The sequence below is a fragment of the Bdellovibrio sp. HCB337 genome (assembly GCF_047302465.1).
In the GTDB taxonomy this organism is placed as follows: domain Bacteria; phylum Bdellovibrionota; class Bdellovibrionia; order Bdellovibrionales; family Bdellovibrionaceae; genus JACMRP01.
In genome coordinates this window covers 3721021-3737389 of record NZ_CP178621.1, presented here as the reverse complement: position 1 = coordinate 3737389, position 16369 = coordinate 3721021, and the positions used below count along the sequence as shown (strand labels likewise).

The 16369-nt window shown below is 45.9% G+C and carries 16 protein-coding genes; 9 read left to right on the top strand and 7 right to left on the bottom strand.

The features are described 5' to 3' along the window. Nucleotides 1–172: 172 nt before the first annotated feature. Nucleotides 173–1360 carry a KamA family radical SAM protein gene (locus ACLWBB_RS18005; protein ID WP_413288951.1) on the top strand — a complete coding sequence of 396 codons (1188 nt, stop codon included), beginning with the start codon at nucleotides 173–175 and terminating at the stop codon, nucleotides 1358–1360. Nucleotides 1361–1521: 161 nt separating this feature from the next. Beyond that, nucleotides 1522–3792 (top strand): RCC1 domain-containing protein, encoded by a 2271-nt coding sequence (locus tag ACLWBB_RS18000; protein ID WP_413288950.1) that lies wholly within the window; start codon nucleotides 1522–1524, stop codon nucleotides 3790–3792. On the opposite strand, the gene ACLWBB_RS17995 is transcribed toward ACLWBB_RS18000, so the two are convergent. The 5 genes from ACLWBB_RS17995 to ACLWBB_RS17975 all read right to left on the bottom strand — a co-directional run bounded on the left by ACLWBB_RS17995 (nucleotide 3789) and on the right by ACLWBB_RS17975 (nucleotide 8418). Next, nucleotides 3789–4211: a BON domain-containing protein gene (locus ACLWBB_RS17995; protein ID WP_413288949.1), complete on the bottom strand. Its 423-nt coding sequence runs from the start codon at nucleotides 4209–4211 to the stop codon at nucleotides 3789–3791. The two genes, ACLWBB_RS18000 and ACLWBB_RS17995, sit on opposite strands and share 4 nt — an antisense overlap. Before the next feature lie 99 nt (nucleotides 4212–4310). Beyond that, nucleotides 4311–4748 carry an LEA type 2 family protein gene (locus ACLWBB_RS17990; protein ID WP_413288948.1) on the bottom strand — a complete coding sequence of 146 codons (438 nt, stop codon included), beginning with the start codon at nucleotides 4746–4748 and terminating at the stop codon, nucleotides 4311–4313. 14 nt (nucleotides 4749–4762) lie between these two features. Further along, the gene (gene trhA / locus ACLWBB_RS17985; RefSeq protein WP_413288947.1) at nucleotides 4763–5380 is read right to left on the bottom strand and encodes a PAQR family membrane homeostasis protein TrhA; all 618 of its coding nucleotides are present in this window, start codon (nucleotides 5378–5380) and stop codon (nucleotides 4763–4765) included. Nucleotides 5381–5462: 82 nt separating this feature from the next. Next, the gene (locus ACLWBB_RS17980; RefSeq protein WP_413288946.1) at nucleotides 5463–6074 is read right to left on the bottom strand and encodes a hypothetical protein; all 612 of its coding nucleotides are present in this window, start codon (nucleotides 6072–6074) and stop codon (nucleotides 5463–5465) included. Nucleotides 6075–6141: 67 nt separating this feature from the next. Beyond that, nucleotides 6142–8418 (bottom strand): ATP-dependent helicase, encoded by a 2277-nt coding sequence (locus ACLWBB_RS17975; protein WP_413288945.1) that lies wholly within the window; start codon nucleotides 8416–8418, stop codon nucleotides 6142–6144. Nucleotides 8419–8545: 127 nt separating this feature from the next. On the opposite strand from ACLWBB_RS17975, the gene ACLWBB_RS17970 reads away from it, so the two are divergent. From ACLWBB_RS17970 to ACLWBB_RS17960, 3 genes are all read left to right on the top strand, one after another. Continuing rightward, nucleotides 8546–9898, top strand: coding sequence for a hypothetical protein (locus ACLWBB_RS17970; protein ID WP_413288944.1), 1353 nt, complete (start codon nucleotides 8546–8548; stop codon nucleotides 9896–9898). Then, on the top strand, nucleotides 9895–10455 hold the full coding sequence (locus ACLWBB_RS17965; protein WP_413288943.1) for a hypothetical protein: 561 nt from the start codon (nucleotides 9895–9897) through the stop codon (nucleotides 10453–10455). Before ACLWBB_RS17970 ends, ACLWBB_RS17965 begins: the two co-directional genes overlap by 4 nt. 196 nt (nucleotides 10456–10651) lie before the next feature. Beyond that, on the top strand, nucleotides 10652–12181 hold the full coding sequence (locus ACLWBB_RS17960) for a methyl-accepting chemotaxis protein (RefSeq protein ID WP_413288942.1): 1530 nt from the start codon (nucleotides 10652–10654) through the stop codon (nucleotides 12179–12181). Nucleotides 12182–12222: 41 nt separating this feature from the next. On the opposite strand, the gene ACLWBB_RS17955 is transcribed toward ACLWBB_RS17960, so the two are convergent. Continuing rightward, on the bottom strand, nucleotides 12223–13017 hold the full coding sequence (locus ACLWBB_RS17955) for an SPOR domain-containing protein (protein WP_413288941.1): 795 nt from the start codon (nucleotides 13015–13017) through the stop codon (nucleotides 12223–12225). Nucleotides 13018–13139: 122 nt separating this feature from the next. On the opposite strand from ACLWBB_RS17955, the gene ACLWBB_RS17950 reads away from it, so the two are divergent. Beyond that, nucleotides 13140–13991: an inositol monophosphatase family protein gene (locus tag ACLWBB_RS17950; protein WP_413288940.1), complete on the top strand. Its 852-nt coding sequence runs from the start codon at nucleotides 13140–13142 to the stop codon at nucleotides 13989–13991. A 39-nt stretch (nucleotides 13992–14030) separates the two neighbouring features. Further along, entirely contained in the window at nucleotides 14031–14699 is a 669-nt protein-coding gene (locus tag ACLWBB_RS17945) for a hypothetical protein (protein WP_413288939.1), read from the top strand. Between the two features lie 44 nt (nucleotides 14700–14743). Here ACLWBB_RS17945 and ACLWBB_RS17940 read toward each other — a convergent pair whose 3' ends face one another. Beyond that, nucleotides 14744–15247 carry an adenylate/guanylate cyclase domain-containing protein gene (locus ACLWBB_RS17940; protein WP_413288938.1) on the bottom strand — a complete coding sequence of 168 codons (504 nt, stop codon included), beginning with the start codon at nucleotides 15245–15247 and terminating at the stop codon, nucleotides 14744–14746. Nucleotides 15248–15445: 198 nt separating this feature from the next. On the opposite strand from ACLWBB_RS17940, the gene ACLWBB_RS17935 reads away from it, so the two are divergent. After that, nucleotides 15446–15814, top strand: coding sequence for a glyoxalase superfamily protein (locus ACLWBB_RS17935; RefSeq protein WP_413288937.1), 369 nt, complete (start codon nucleotides 15446–15448; stop codon nucleotides 15812–15814). Between the two features lie 96 nt (nucleotides 15815–15910). Next, a complete protein-coding gene (locus ACLWBB_RS17930; protein ID WP_413288936.1) occupies nucleotides 15911–16354 on the top strand; it encodes an NUDIX domain-containing protein in 444 nt (147 codons plus the stop codon). The last annotated feature ends 15 nt before the right edge of the window (nucleotides 16355–16369 follow it).

Genomic DNA, 16369 nt, shown 5'->3' with positions numbered 1-16369 from the left:
AAAATGCCTAAGCTTTGGAATTGCTTGAGTAATTTTTGATGTCTCAAGCTGATATAAACTCTGACACTTGTCGAACTAGTAGCGTCTCACTCTGAGAATGTCTGAAAATCCCTGTGGTTTAAGGGTTTTAGGGATGTTATAAGCACTTTCTGAAGAAGGACCGAAAGCGCCCATGAAATTGCAGTTTAAGCGAGCTCCAAAACCTGAATCCATTCCGACTGCGGACTGGAATAATTGGACCTGGCAACTTCGCCAGAGTTTAAAATCGCTTTCTGATTTCGAAAAAGCATTTAACTTGGACGAGCAAGAGCGCAGTGCTTTTCAAGAAGGGGCTGAGGTTTTTAATATCCGCACGACTCCTTATTATGCAGGTCTTGCGGGGCCTCAATCGCAAGATCCGATTCGTCGTATATTAATGCCCAACGCTTTAGAGTTAGCGACACCGGCGCAAGCGATGCTGGATCCGCTCGGGGAGCGTAAGAACAATCCAGCTCCGCGAATTATCCATCGCTATCCAGATCGAGTGTTATTTTTGGTAACGGATATTTGTAGCGTGTATTGCCGTTATTGCACGCGCAAGCATTTCACTGGCCAAGAACAAGCTTTCATTAAGAACAATGAATATGAAGAGGCACTCTCTTATATAAAGTCACATACAGGCATTCGCGAGGTCATCCTTTCTGGTGGGGACCCTCTCACGATTAGCGATGCACAACTAGATAGAACTCTTTTTGATCTTCGTAAAATAGATCACGTCGAAATTATCCGCGTGGGAACGCGCATGCCAGTTGTGTGTCCAATGCGTGTCAGCGAAGACCTAGTAAAAATCCTAAAAAAGCATAAGCCGGTGTTTTTGATGTCGCACTTCAATCATCCGCGCGAGCTTACAGAAGAAGCGGCACAAGCCGTTGAGAAGTTTGTTGATAACGGTATTCCGGTAATGAACCAGATGGTCCTTCTTAACGGTGTGAATAATCATCCGGCGATCGTGCAAGCGTTGTCTCGTCGGTTATTATACTTACGTGCAAAACCTTACTATATGTTTCAGTGCGATCCTTCGCGTGGCACCGATCATCTGCGCACGAGCATTGAGGACTCTTTAGAAATTCAAAAAGAGTTGTGGGGAAATCTATCTGGTTTAGCAATGCCAACATTGTCGTTAGACATCCCAGATGGCGGCGGAAAAACTTATTACGTTCCTAACTATGAAACTCAGTCTTCTTCTGAAAAGCGTATGTACCGCGGATGGGACGGAGTTGAGGCCGAGTATGTGAATCCAACTGCGGACAGAATTCAAAAACCACTCGATGCCGAACTTTATTTCTCTGAGTGGGAATCTCTGAAGAACGCGAAGACATAGCTGTCGTCAGACCAAGGGCCTGTATAAAAAGTGAATTAGAGCGCGGGAACAAGTAGTAACATTCTGTTACTCGACCATTCAGGTCAATTGCCAAACTTGCCAGAGAAAAATCTAGTGTTCGTCGAACATCTATGAAAACATTTTTGTGGTGAGGGATTTTCATGGACCGCAGAAAGTTTCTAAAACGGATATTTCACGTCAGTGCTTCCTCAAGCGTCTTTGCAGTGCTTCGTCAGTGGCGAATTTTTGCTGGACTAACTTTGTTCGCGAAAAAAGCTTCAGCCACCGTTCCTTTTGCATTTTGGAAGACGCAAACGGGCGCCACTCTTTGGGGTTTTGGTGTGAACGCCAACGGACAATTGGACAATGGCAACATCACCAATAAAAGTACACCGACACAAATCGGAACTGCCAATTATACCTCCACTGCCGGAGGCGAAGTTCATAGTTTAGTTGTAAAAGATGACGGGACTCTTTGGGCCTTTGGTAACAACGGCTCGGGTCGTCTCGGAGATGGGACTACCACTCATCGAAGTGCGCTCACTCAAGTCGGGTCCTTAACGACTTGGGCCAAGGTGGGTGCCGGAGCTTTTCACTCTTTGGCGATTAAAACAGACGGGACTCTTTGGGGATGGGGCAATAACGGCGGCGGTCGTATTGGCGACAACTCAACGACTTCAAAGAGTAATCCGACAGCAGTTGGGGCCGCCACGAATTGGGCTTATGTTACCGGTGGAGGCATGCACTCTCTCGGAGTCAGAACCGACGGTACTCTTTGGGCTTGGGGTGCTAATTCTACCGGCCAAGTGGGTGATGGAACTTTAGTTAATAAAAGTAATCCCGTACAAATCGGAGCCGGAACCAATTGGGTTAAGGTTGTTGCCGGAGCTTCACATAGTATGGGTATTAAAACAGACGGCACGTTGTGGGGTTGGGGCACGAATGAGCTGTGTCAGTTGGGAATCAACAATCCGACTCCTGCTCAAGTCAATGCGGCAACTTGGGCTGTCGTTTCAAGTCGTCAAAAAGACTCAGACTATCCAGAAACACAAACTGGTGGCGCCATGGGAATTCGTCTTGATGGCACTTTGTGGGGTTGGGGTAATAACTTTGATGGTCACATTGGAGATGGCACCCGCGTTTCAAAAGAATCGCCTGTGCAGGTCGGCGCACTGACTAACTGGGCAACCGTCTCTGCAGGAAGTTGGCATACGTCGGCTGTTAAGACAGATGGGACTCTTTGGTGCTGGGGTTACAACAATTATGGAGCCATGGGTAATGGGACTGTCGTAAACCGCAGTTCTCCGGTTCAAATTGGTGCTCTCACGGATTGGTCAAAAGTTGCTTGTGGCGACTATCACACGTTGGCAATTAAAACCGACGGTACTCTGTGGGCCTGGGGTCGTAATAACGACGGTCAGCTCGGTGATGGGACGAATGCTAGTAAAAGCTCTCCAGTTCAAATTGGTGCTTCTACTTGGATTAATATTAGTGCTGGTGGAAGTTTTTCTATCGGTGTTCGTAGTGACAATACACTTTGGACCTGGGGTAGAAATGTTGATGGATGCTTAGCCTTGGGTGCGGATATGTCGAATAAGACGACTCCGACACAAGTAGGTCTTCTTACAAATTGGGCTTCTGTTGCTGCCGGGACCTGGAGTGCCAATGCGGTGAAGACTGATGGAACCTTGTGGGCTTGGGGCTGGAACTTTGACGGCCAACTAGGAACTGGAAATAGAACTCATCGCAGTTCTCCGGTGCAAGTAGGCGCGCTAACAACTTGGGCAAGCTCCAGTTTCGGATCTTACGCTGCGGGCGCGATTAAAACAGATGGAACTATGTGGTGTTGGGGTTGGAATGCGTCAGGTTATGATTTGGTCGGTGACGGCACTGGAACGGCTCGCAGCTCGCCGGTGCAGATCAATTCAGGAACAACTTGGAAGAAACTCACTCACGGCAACGAAAATGTTCTGGCCATCAAATCAGACGATACCTTGTGGTCTTGGGGCAATAATGAAAATGGGGTGTCGGGTATAACTTACTATCAGCCAACCCAAGTGGGAACTGCTACGAACTGGGCAGATATTGCAGCTGGTGATTATCATACCGTAGCAGTGAAAACTACTGGCACCTTGTGGGCGTGGGGACTTAATACTTTTGCGCAATGTGCGCAGGGGAATAGTGGGCCCTACTATATACCAACACCTGCACAGATCGGCGCTCTGACCAATTGGTCAAAAGTGGCTGCGGGATATTCTTCTTCGACGGCTCTCAAAACGAATGGAACTTTGTGGGCGTGGGGAAATAATGACTATGGTCAATTGGGTGATAACTCAACGACGACTCGCAGCTCTCCAATACAAGTGGGTACCGAGACGACATGGACAGCGCTTTCTAGCGGTGGTGGTCATGTGCTCGTCAATAAATCCTAGATATTTTTGGGCGGAACTTTCAGTTGATTGCTGATCTCTTGGACTCCGGGGATCAGCTCAATCACATCTTCAGCAAGAAACTTCATATTTCTTTGTGGTACAAACCCCGTCAGTATCACTTCGCCATGTTCTACCTGTACCGAAACGTCAGAGGCATCGATTTCGTGATGACGAGTTAGCATGTCGACAACATCCGCCAGAATACTTTCATCAGCGCGTTTATAATCTTTAGGGCCTTTGCCAGTATGATCAGGGGACAGATCGCTGCTGCTTGGTTGAGATTCCGGAGCCCACGTTAAGTAATCGCCAGCACCCGATTGCGGGTGATGAGGATCGATGTCCTGATCTAATTCGCTATCCAAATGAAATTCATATCTGTCTGCTGCCAAAGGAACAGGGCGGGCGCGTTTAAAAGTCATGGGAACCTCCGAAGAATTCTTTCTTGAAGTGTCCCTGTGGGTTTTTACTTTTGCAAGAGACTGCATAGGGCCTGTGTAGAAGCACAAGGCCCAAAAACATTAGCGAAGTTTTACATCGCCTTCTTTAGTGAAGGGAATAGTGAAAAGAGGAAACTTGGCATCACCTTCGATCTTATATTTCGCGGATTCGGCAAACATGAGCTCTTTAAGATCCGTGAAGATCTTGTTGTATTCGATAGGTAAGGGCAGCTCTACAAGTGATGCGCCCTGAGCTGGTACGGTCACAGCTTTGTCAGTTTGAGCTTTGGTAAGTTCTTTGTTGTTAACGAAAACTTTGTAGCTGATTTGATCGACCTTCAAATCCATCTTGTTTGGGTTTTCAACGTTCACATGAAAGATCAAGGTACTGCCTTTAAGACTGACATCTTTGACAGAGACACGATCCAAACTGATTTTTGGTTTTTCAACGACGGTGCCCCAGAAGCTGGCGCACGAGCAAAGCAATAAAATCGGTAAAACTAAAAAGATTTTTTTCATCCAGTGAGTATAGTCTAAACGACGTAAATCACAAGGCAGAGGTACTGAAACAATGTGCCACCAATGACACCGATATGCCACAAACCATGACCGTGTTTAATTTTGTGGTCGTTTAGATAGAAATAGAACCCGATGGCGTAAGAAATATAACCCGCCATGATTAAACCAAATCCTGCTGGAGGAAGAGCATCAATCAAGTTTTTAAGGACCGGAAGAACCGCTAAGCTCATGATTCCATAAATGATCAACGAGTAACGGCGAGTTTTCTTACCAAGACTGAACTCATGCACGATACCAACAAAGGCCAAAGCCCAAACTACCGCGAGTGTTGCCCAGCCCGCAGATCCGCGCAAAAGGATGATCATGAAGGGGGTGTAGTTGCCAGCGATCTTAAGGTAGATCCCGATATAGTCTAAACGACGAAGCAGGTTTTTAATATTGCCCTGGGATCCATGATAGAGGGTCGAAGCCAGATACAATCCAACAGTGGTGACTGCATAGACAATAACTGCTGCAATTTCGACGAAATCATTTTTGGAAATGGCGAGGTAGAGTAAAACCGCGGCACCTAATGCGGAAAAGCCGGCGGCAACGAGGTGGCTGATGGTATTAAAACGCTCTCCGTACTGCATATATCTAATGTTGCACTGATTTTTGGCAATAAAAAAGGGACCTTTTTAGGTCCCTTCTTTTTTTTGGATTTTGATCCAGGTCTTAGAACATGATCGAGAAGTTCAAGAACTCGATATCAAAGCCGATATCCAAATCGCCTTTTTTAACGATGGCGACGGTTGGGATGTAGTTCACGCTACCCCAAAGAGGGAAACGTTTACCGCCACCGATAGTGAAACCAAACTTGCTTTCGTAGTCGCCGCTCCCGTCATCTTTGATGACTGGATAGATTCCAAGACCGCCCATTGCAAAGAAAGACTCTTTGAAGTTGGTATCAAAGTTATAAACGCCCAAGCCCACCAAAGTTAGAAGAGTCTGACCGCCACCGCCGCTGATGGACTGAATCCCAGCTTGAGCGCCGCCTTGCCATTCTGCCGTGATAGTTCTTAAGTACATACCTTGGATTGTGATGTTGGTAGAGCTATCACAGTCCTTACATTGTTTACCTGAGAGCAAGCTACCGCTTGTGAAGTTAGTGATGATCTCGTTTGGAGTTCCGTAAGCTACAGAAGAGCCGTAAGAAGAAGAACCTGTGTAGTAGCCACCGCTGCTGCTGCCGCCGCTACGAGTGCCGGTGCCGTACTGGGCAAAAACAGTAGATGCAGATCCAAGAACGATACTGGCTGCCAGAAGGTTTTGAATGAATTTTCTCACGCTGTGCTCCTTTAATTGTTATCAAAATGAATAACAAAAACTTTGTCACAGCCTGAGTTACAGTCAACTAAACTTTTTCTAGTCGCGCGTATTTAACAATAAATTTTTTGACCGTCTGATCAGCGAACATGACGCTGACTTTGAGATTTTCTCCAGACCCTTCTGTGGCGAAAACCGAACCGACACCAAAGGTTGGATGACGCACGCGCATCCCTTTTTGGAAGTTACCACCCGAAGAGCTATCTTCGTCATAGTCCGGGAAGTCTTGAGAGTGTTCATCACTGCGGCCCTGACGATATTTGGGAGTCCGCGTAAAGCTTGGGCTCTCGTCAAAGTCATCACTGCTGGAAGATCCGTAACGAGACAAGAAACGAGGAGTCTCCATCGCGGTTTTGAACTCGATCAGGTGCTGAGGGATCTCTTTGATGAAACGGGAAGGGGGATTGAACTGTTCTTGTCCCCATACGCGACGAACGCGGGTGTAAGTCAGCCATAATTTCTGTCGAGCACGGGTCATCCCCACATAAGCCAGGCGGCGTTCTTCCTCGACATCTTCATTGCCGGACTCATCAACTCCACGGTTGCTAGGGAACAGGTTTTCTTCAAGACCGACCACAAAAACGTAAGGAAACTCAAGGCCCTTTGAAATGTGCAAAGTCATGAGTGTGACTGAGTTCTGTTCTTGGTCCAAAGAGTCCACGTCGTTGACCAACGCCATTTCTTCAAGGAAAGACTGCAAAGTACCTTCTTCACCACGTTCTTTAGCAAACTGAGCAATAGCATTGTCCAATTCATCTAAGTTCTCGATACGAGCCTTCGCTTCTGGCGAGTCGTCGGCTTTCAGTACATTCACGTATTCCGTGCGATCTAAAACGATGTGATAAAACTCAGGTAGCTTGAACTGAGTTGCAGAAACCTGCAATTGCTCCATCAAATCTAAGAAACGACGGATTTTGCCGGTCGTGCCGGCATTGAACACCTTCGTGTCGACGCATTTTTGGGCAGCCACCATCAGACTAAGCTTTTGTTCAATCGAGTATTCTTCAAGCTTATCGACGGTCGTTTTGCCGATACCACGAGCAGGCACATTGATGACTCGCTTAAAAGCCACATCATCCGCAGGATTCAAAGACAGCTTCATGAAAGCGATCATGTCTTTGATCTCCATACGTTCATAGAAACGAACGCCACCAACTAGACGGTACGGAATGCCAAGAGTGCGAAGCTGTTCTTCCAGTACGCGGGACTGAGCATTGGTACGATAGAAAACCGCATAGTCGTTGTAAGAACCTTCTCCGGAAGCAATCATGCTCTGGATAGTCTTTGCTGCGAAGCGGGCTTCGTCGTACTCGTTTTTCTCTTCACGGACTTGGATCAAATCGCCCTCAGGGTTTGAGGTGAAAAGAGTTTTATCTTTTCTTTGTGTATTGTTCTTAATCACGTGGGTCGCCGCTGTGACGATGTTTGAGGACGAGCGATAGTTTTCCTCAAGCTTTACGACTTTGGCTTCGGGGAAGTCTTTTTCAAAATCTAGAATGTTCGAGATATCCGCACCACGCCAGCTATAGATGGACTGATCTTCATCACCCACGACGCAAAGGTTGCGGTGTTTGCGGGCAAGAAGCTGTACTAGCAAGTATTGGATGTGATTCGTATCTTGATACTCATCCACCATGATGAACTTAAACTTGTCCTGATATTGCTCAAGAATATCAGGATACATGCGGAAGAGTTCATAGGTCTTTAGGAGCAAATCATCGAAATCAAGGCTGTTCGCCTTTTTCATCTCGGCTTCGTACAGAGAATAAACTTCGAGAGTTTTTGGATCCATCATAGGACGGTTGTTCTTACGAAGATCCTCAGGAGTTAGAGCCAACATCTTCGCGTCGCTGATACGGCCTTGGAAGTTTTTGGCTGGATACATCTTTTCGTTGATGTTCAAAGCCTTCATGACCTTTTTGACTTGGCTGAGCTGATCCGAAGAATCATAGATCCCGAAGAAAGGCTTATAATCCAAGAGGGTCAGATGCTGACGCAGAACACGGACGCAAAAACTGTGGAAAGTGCTAATCCAAAGCTGGCTACGGACGGGGATCCCTATATCAGCCAGGATCTTATAGATTCGGGCCTCCATCTCTTTGGCGGCCTTATTGGTAAAGGTCACGCAGAGGATTTCATCGGGGGCAGCAGCTCCCTGAGAGATAATATTGGCCATTCTTTGGGTCAAAACCCGGGTTTTTCCAGAGCCTGCACCCGCCAGAATCAATATAGGGCCTTTGAGAGTCTCTACGGCCTCTTTCTGGGGGGGATTTAGGTTCTTTGTAATAGTTGCAAAAACATCCATGATTTTTGAGAATCCACGCCTTTTACAGTATAAATATTATCTTTAACGCATCAAGTCAGTGTTCTTAAATGCACAACTTGAGGGCTGCTTTTTAGTACCTGAACTTATAGACGCCGGAGACCTTTTTGTGAAGCATTTTGGACTGCGCATTTGGCAAACTCTGATCGGATTCTCTGTATTAGCCCTCGTTTCGGGCTGTAGCCGTGAGCCGGACACTCATAAGATTTCGGGCGATATCAAAACCCGCATTCCATTTACCTCTGAGGGTGGGGCTTATAGCCTCCAGGCCGTTTCTCTTTCTGGCATTCGCTCCCTTTATGAGTTTTCGGGTAAATACGTCACCTTTTATATGTCTCCGTCTGTGTCTGATAGCAAACTCACCGGTCATCAACCAAAAACTCGTTTCATTAAAGCGGGCGATGTCTATGTTCCTGAAGACGTCATGTCCCAACAATTGGCGGTCATCTATGCACACTTCCAAAGATTAGCGGCTTTGGATAACGAGCTTGGGGCTGAGGGTGTGAATACATGGCCTCGCGATGTGGGTGTTGGCGTTCGTTATAAAAGCGAAGGCAACAGATACGAAACCAACAATGCTTTCTATGATGGCTCGACGGATTCCATGTTAGTGGTGCCTTATACTCAAAACAATTTGCCGATCGCGGTGAATGCCGGGATTTTGGCGCACGAGCATTTCCACTCTTTGTATTTCAAACTCGTTGAAAAGCATGTGTTTAAAGCGCAGCAAGCTCTGCATGGCAAAAGTTTGCGCGAAGAAGTTTTGAATATCGTTGAAGATAAGAATATTGAAATTTCAAAACCACTTCCTGAAGACAACGACAGTTTCACGACTGAGTATCATGCACTTTTCTCTCGCGGAATTAATGAGGGCTTGGCGGATTTCTGGGCTTGGATTTACACAGGTGATCCAGATTTCTTGCAGCACTCTCTTCCGAGCGAAAAAGATCAGCGCACAATGAACATCGAAGAAAAAGCAGCCGAAGAATTCGTTTTCCCTAATTCTGAGATTTGGAAAATGGAAGTATTGAATCGCTATAGCGGCGCTCAGCCAAGAGGTTGCCGTGGCGTGCGTGTTTCTTATTGCTTGGGTTCTAAGTATGCGCGTCTTTTGAAGCACTTCTCAGGAGTGGTGCAAGATTCTCGTGGCTTAAGTTCTCTAGAAGCTCGCAAGCTTGTTGGTACAGCGATCGTTAAAGCATTGCCTACCTTAAAAGAGTCTTTATTGAGTATTAAGACGGGTGAATATTTTGATCCTTCCAGCTTTTTCAAGATGCTTCAGGACGCTCTACCTGATGTGCAAACTAAAGAGAAAACCTTCCTTGAGAAGTTAGTCGTGAACGCTCAGAAAAAAGCAAAGATTGATGAAAAGTCCGTGCGTGAAGGTGAAACGCAGGTAAATCCGACAGCTGAAATCATTCCAGCTCCGATACTTCCTGACGAGATCCGAGGCCGCAAATGAGATCTCTTTTTCTGATGCTGGCAATGCTTTTGAGCACGGCCGTTTCACACGCTGCCGAAGTTAAATCATCTTCCCCTTGGCGTTTTGATATATATCCACTCAATTTGGAATTACGTTATGAGCGAGATGCTTCACAGCAGCTCGTCGATCGTCGTCCGTTAAATTTCGCAGTGGGTGTTCGTCGTGATAGCTCGACAGTCTTGCTTGAGTATTCTTCTTTTACAGAAAAAACCGGGAATGCGACGTTAGCGATTGATCGTGAACACACTGAGTATCTTGTGTGGTGGAAAGAAAATCTGATCAATATGGAAGTGGTGGATTTCTATATCACTGCTGGCGCTGGTGCCTATCAAGAAGAAGTGACAACAAGTCTATCTGGAAGCGCCAATACTACGGACTCTAGTGGTTTTCAGATGATGGGCGGAGGCAGTGGTGGCGCTCAAACAATGATCGCGGACCTTGTGCTTATTAATATCGAAGCCCGTTTAATGATCGGAAAAAACTTTGACCCGAATCCACAGGCAAGCCTTCTTGTTCGCCTTGGGGTTGAGTTCTAATTTTCCTTAGTAGCTTAATGTGGAGTTGTTGGAATTAAGGCACAACTCCGAGAGAATCTAAAAAATCTGTCTATAAACTAGATAAAATAAAACTCGAGAGTATTTAGTTACGCCGCAAAAAGTTCGTAACCAATTAAGTTCCTTTGATAAATGCCGAAACAATCTTAACTGTTTTTTGCGGACAGCGGGGGATGTTTTGGGATTAAAATCACTGTACAAGCGCCAGGGTCTCTTAACGAGAGTCACAGCGCCACTATTTCTTATTCTACTAGTTGGTCTTGCAACACAGCTTTTCTATTTGCGCGGCGAAATTAAGAAAACGCTTATTGATTCAAGCACCCGTATTGCTCAATCGAATATCGAGCAGTTCAAAACTTTGCGAAGATACTACACTGAAAAAGTCGTTGCCAAAGTGAAGGCCACAGGTGCGATGAGTATTGGTATCGAGCACGATGGCAAAGACGGAGTCATTCCTCTGCCTGCTACAATGATTCATGATCTTAGTAAGACTTTTGCTGAAAAAGGTTCCGGAGTTTTAAAGCTCTATAGCGATGCGCCCTTTCCGAATAGAAAGGATCGTGTTTTAGACAAGTTCGCTCAGGATGCTCTGGCAGAGCTTAAAAAAAATCCTGAAGCGCCTTTCATCCGGTATGAGGATATCCCTGGTAGTGAAACCGTGAGAGTAGCTGTTGCTGATAAGATGGTAGACTCTTGTGTAGCTTGCCACAATTCTCATCCACAATCGCCCATCAAAACATGGAAAGTCGGAGATGTTCGTGGTGTATTAGAAGTTCAAATGCCACTAAAAAATGAAATTCTTGCGACCCAAGGCACTTTGAGCAAAACGGCGGGGTTTAATGTCGCAATGTTTGTAGTGCTCTTTTTGGCAATAGCTTCTGTGACGATTTCCCAAGTCGTGAAACCTGGCAAAAACATCGTTTTGCAATTCCAAGAAGCTTTTGAAAAAACCAAAACACAGGTTTCTGAACTGTCATTGGTTGCAGAGCAAGGGTCGAAAGCCTCCACAGAACAGGCGGCGTCCTTAGAAGAAACTGTGGCTTCTATTGAAGAGCTGACTTCAATGGTCAACTTAAATTCGCAAAATGCCAAAGACGCGGAAACTCTTTCGGGTCAAAGTACGCAAGTAGCAGAAACAGGCGAAAAAGGTATTAAACATCTAGCAGTTTCAATGAATGAATTATCTGCGAGCTCTAAAAAAATCGAAGACATTATCAATGTCATTGACGATATCGCATTTCAAACAAACCTCTTGGCGCTTAATGCTGCTGTCGAAGCGGCCCGTGCTGGTGAGCAAGGGAAGGGCTTTGCTGTCGTCGCCGAAGCGGTGCGCACTTTAGCACAAAGAAGTGCTGTTGCTGCTAAGGATATCGCTGTATTGATTAAAGATAGCGTACAGAAGATTGATACCGGTTCGACAGTAACAGGGCAGAGCGGAGAGACTCTAAATAAAATCGTAGAGTCCATTAAAAAAGTTTCGCAATACAATCAGCAAATTGCTCAAGCAAGTGGTGAACAGGCCAGCGGTATTAGTCAAATCGCGGCAGTGATGAATAATCTGGACAAAACTACGCAACAGAATGCCCAAACGGCGGAAAAAACCGCTGATGGTTCACGTGAACTTGCAGAGCGTGTCGAGATGATGGAAGCCTTGTTAGAAGACTTAAGGCAAATTATTGACGGGGAAAAGAAAAACCCACATTCGTGAAGAATGTGGGTTCTTAAAAAGTCTTCAAATATATTTAAATCTTACTGAACGATCTTTTGAACAAGAGCTGAGCTCAATTTTGCTTTGCTCATAAGTTCTGTTCTGTAGTCTTGCGCTTCTTTCGGAGTTGCGAAAAGACCTACGCTGACGCGGTACCAAGTTTGACCTTTAACTGTTGCAGGGATGTAGAAAGCGCTGAAGCCTTTTGCTTTCAAATCGCCAGCGATTTTCTGAGCTTCGTCTTCTTTAGCGTATGAACCCACTTGTACTGTGAATTTACCTGCAGAGTACTGACCAACATCTTTTGGAATGCTAGAAGGGATACGAGTGTCTTTTTCAGCTTTCTTCTCTTCAGCTACAACTGGAGCTGTAGGAGCTTTGCCGTGTGCGATATTTTTAGCAGCAGCCAAAGGCTCCGCTTTATCCAAAGTACGTGTCTTTGGAGCGGTCACAACCACTTCTTCTTTGTGTTCAGTTTCTTTACCGTGAGCAGCAGGAGCTTCGCCGTGGCTGTTAGTTCCGTGAGCACCCACAGCAGTTGTGTCATCAGCAACAAACTCTTCAGCAAGTTTCGCGATTTCTTCATCGCTCATGCTGTCGCCAGTTTTGCCACCGCCGTGTGTGTTAGCAGCTTCGCCATGGGTGTTGCCGTGTGAGTCACCGTGTGCAGACGCCACTTCGCGGGATCCATGTCCATCTTGACCTGGTTCTAAGGCTGAAAGTTTGTGTTGATTGTCGCTGTACTTTTTGCCGACGAAAGTACCGATTGAAAAAGACAAAAGCGAAATAAAAAACACCAAAACTAATTTCACGACCACGTCCGTTTTTGCGCCCATTCTTTGATCCTCATGACAGTGACTTAAAAGTTAACTTGGAGTCATTCCATTGACTCTTCTTTTATGTTAACGTTAGGCGAAAAGTCGGTCAATAAAGGACCAGTCCAGGAAAGGCAAAAGCAGTGGAAACATCTGGGGAAAACAGCGGGAATTCAATAGATTTAGGGCAGGCGCTGCATGTGGGACTTAAGGCTTGTCGCCTGGGGCGAGAGGTCCTACTCAAATATATCGGGAACTTACAGCACATTTCTGAAAAATTTCAGGCTGGCTTGGTGAGCGAGGCCGACAAAGAATCTGAGAAAGTCATTTCAGATTATCTTAGGAAAAATTTTCCTAGCATCGAGTTTTTGGGCGAAGAGTCGAGCTATGAAGGGGCTAAAGTCCAGCTAGCCTCTGCGGGAGCACAAGGCCGTTGGATCTTGGATCCATTGGACGGGACGACCAACTACATCCATCAATTTCCTATTTTCTGTATCAGTCTTGCTTTAGAAGTGAATGGAGAAATTCAAGTCGCTGTGATCGATTGTCCAAAAATGGGCGAGACCTACACAGCAGTTCGTGGGCAAGGTGCTTTCATGAACGGCATGCGTCTGAAAATAGGTTCTGCAGAGCATTTGAAGGATGCTTTGCTGGCGACGGGATTTGTTGCTGAAAAACACTCTGTCATCGAAGAGCAACTGAAGATTTTTGCTGATGTTGTTTATAAATGCCGTGGTGTGCGCAGACCTGGTGCTGCTGCCTATGATTTGGCATTAGTCGCACGTGGTGTGTTTGACGGCTTCTGGGAAAGAAATCTTCAGCCGTGGGACAGTGCTGCGGGGTTGTTACTTGTTGAGGAAGCCGGCGGAAAAGTGGTTACTTACCGCGGAAAGAAGTATAATCCCTATAAGAACTCGATCATTGCGGGCAATGCGCTGGTGGTGGATGAGCTCACGAAAATTCTGCAGCCCTACCTGAACGGCGAGACCGATTAATCCTTGCAAGCCCCTCTGATCCAGGAAGGGGTTTGCCGTATGAGACACATTCATAAACCCGTAAAACATAGCCTGATGTTTTTTATTACATTAGGCGCTTTGTTTTCACTCTTAATAATTTTGGTACCACGGAAAGTTCACGGCGCGATTCCTCCGACATTTTGTGTGACGGATAAAAGTGCGGGCAACAATCTTTCGTGCATCGGTACGAAGCCTTCCTACTGCATCTCGGACAATAGCACGGCGGATTTGCTAGCGTGTGCGGGATCGAAACCGGATTTCTGTCAGAACAACGAGTCTTTTGCAAACAATGGCGCATGCATTGGCGCTCGCCCGGTCTATTGCCAAACAAAGCCAGAGCATTCGAATTCTCTAGCGTGCATCGGCAGTATGCCATCGTATTGTCAGACAGATCGGAAGTTCGCCAACGACTTGGCTTGCGCGCGCGTGCAACCAGCTTACTGTCAATCAGACAAAGAGATGGCGAATTCTCTAATTTGTATTGGTTCGATGCCGACGTACTGTCTGTCGGATCCAGCACTGGCAGGCTCCTTATCTTGCCAGGAGCTCGGCAATATGTACGTGTTAGACATTTTGAAAACAGGAAAGTATCCAACACCGCCGAGTTTCAAAAAGTTTTTCTCGTCGAGCGATTTGAATGATCTAGTGACCTTTCAGCGGCTGAAAGAAGCGGTGGGAACTTTTTAAAAGCGGGAGTTTAACGTCCCGCTTCTGCATTAGGCAGTTTGCAACTATGAAAGTCGATACACGATTGGTGGTGTGTATTTGTGAAACTCTTTTCTAGTTTCAGGTGTTAGTTTTCTGAAAGTCTGTGGTGAAATCACAAACTGTTTCTTACCCATCGAATAAACCATGGAAACTGCTTCACCTACGATTTCGAGTGAATTGTTTCCGAGGGCGCCAATAGCTGCGGGACCTACATGTCCATTCATAGCGAGTCTGCTGGCAGGGATCTTTTTCTGCGCCCATTGATCAATCTCGGTTTTAAGGTGAATCATGGCTTTGACCCCTTGATCGACTTTGTCAGAGGGGAAAGCGGCAATGCCACTGTCGTTAGAAAACTTAATAACTCTTCCTCCGAATTTCTCAACGGCTTTGACGGACAATTCACTGAATTCTTGTAAGACTGCCAGAACACTTTGTGGAGAGCTGCTTTTATAGAAGCTTCCAAAGTTGGTGAGGTCAAAAAGGGCGACAAAATACTCTTGTTGTTCAGACACGGTCTGAGCTTGCATACGAACTCCTTATGCTTTTGTTGTGTTTGCAGTCGACCTGGTCATTCGACAGTAATGAAAGGAATCGTCAGCCCATATGTCTGACAGTTGTATAAAGCATCGCTGACGGGGGATCGCAATGCAAGATCGGAAGCGGGGTGTTGGAGAGTTCCTATTTGTTAAGTGACCAAAACGAACGACTCTTGTTAGGCTACTTATATGAAGATAGTTCTTCGTCTTAACCATGCCGATATCATCATTCCTCGAGGATCTGAAGATCAAGCTCGTGAATTCTATTGTAACTTTTTGGGCTTTAAAGAAATTCCAAAACCGGCAGAGCTTCAGAAAAACGGGGGATTGTGGCTTGAGATTTCAAATGCCCAAGTTCATTTGAGCATTCAAGATGGATTTGACCCGTCGAAAACAAAATCTCATCTCGCCTACGAAGTGAGTAATATTGCTTTACTCAAAGAACAGCTGGCAAAACGTGGCTTAAAGTGGAATGACAACACGCCGGTCCCGGGTTTTATCAGAGGAGATATACGAGATCCCTTTGGAAATAGAATCGAATTTCTACAATCCGTTTAATATGAATAGCACTGCTTAGCGCAGAAGCGGGATGTTAGGAAATTGATATTTGTAGCGCGTCTTTACACTCGAAGTTTTAAGTGAGATTTTTTGTATATGCCAAAACCAGTAACTCCACTTGTTGGATGTGATGTATTTGTCTTGAATGAACGTTCCGCAGTTCTTCTTATACAGAGAGCAGATAACGGTCTTTGGGCTTTGCCCGGTGGTTGCCATGATTTAGGCGAAACGCCAAAAGAGTGTGCTGAACGAGAATGTAGAGAAGAATCTGGCTACGAGGTCGAAGTCACAGATTTGCTCGGTGTTTGGAGTTCGAACCGCTACGAATATGTCCATTATCCTTGGAAAGAAAATGAATTCTGTCATCTCTTCTTCCGTGCGCGACTTACTGGCGGTGAAATGAAAACCTCCAGCGAATCTACGAAAGTGGGATGGTTTCCAGAGGATGATTTGCCAAGCTTTTCAGACGGTCATGAAACTCGAGTGCGTTTTGCTTTTGACGCATCTAAAAATCAGAATTTGAAACCACATTTTGAGTGAATAACGGATAGAATA

What these genes read in the sequence shown, in the direction of transcription:
- ACLWBB_RS17940 (WP_413288938.1), bottom strand. Translation starts at nt 15,247, where the DNA reads ATGCAAGCTCAGACCGTGTCTGAACAACAAGAGTATTTTGTCGCCCTT.
- ACLWBB_RS17975 (WP_413288945.1), bottom strand. Translation starts at nt 8,418, where the DNA reads ATGGATGTTTTTGCAACTATTACAAAGAACCTAAATCCCCCCCAGAAA.
- ACLWBB_RS17935 (WP_413288937.1), top strand. Translation starts at nt 15,446, where the DNA reads ATGAAGATAGTTCTTCGTCTTAACCATGCCGATATCATCATTCCTCGA.
- trhA (WP_413288947.1), bottom strand. Translation starts at nt 5,380, where the DNA reads ATGCAGTACGGAGAGCGTTTTAATACCATCAGCCACCTCGTTGCCGCC.
- ACLWBB_RS17955 (WP_413288941.1), bottom strand. Translation starts at nt 13,017, where the DNA reads ATGGGCGCAAAAACGGACGTGGTCGTGAAATTAGTTTTGGTGTTTTTT.
- ACLWBB_RS18000 (WP_413288950.1), top strand. Translation starts at nt 1,522, where the DNA reads ATGGACCGCAGAAAGTTTCTAAAACGGATATTTCACGTCAGTGCTTCC.
- ACLWBB_RS17965 (WP_413288943.1), top strand. Translation starts at nt 9,895, where the DNA reads ATGAGATCTCTTTTTCTGATGCTGGCAATGCTTTTGAGCACGGCCGTT.
- ACLWBB_RS17995 (WP_413288949.1), bottom strand. Translation starts at nt 4,211, where the DNA reads ATGACTTTTAAACGCGCCCGCCCTGTTCCTTTGGCAGCAGACAGATAT.
- ACLWBB_RS18005 (WP_413288951.1), top strand. Translation starts at nt 173, where the DNA reads ATGAAATTGCAGTTTAAGCGAGCTCCAAAACCTGAATCCATTCCGACT.
- ACLWBB_RS17990 (WP_413288948.1), bottom strand. Translation starts at nt 4,748, where the DNA reads ATGAAAAAAATCTTTTTAGTTTTACCGATTTTATTGCTTTGCTCGTGC.
- ACLWBB_RS17945 (WP_413288939.1), top strand. Translation starts at nt 14,031, where the DNA reads ATGAGACACATTCATAAACCCGTAAAACATAGCCTGATGTTTTTTATT.
- ACLWBB_RS17930 (WP_413288936.1), top strand. Translation starts at nt 15,911, where the DNA reads ATGCCAAAACCAGTAACTCCACTTGTTGGATGTGATGTATTTGTCTTG.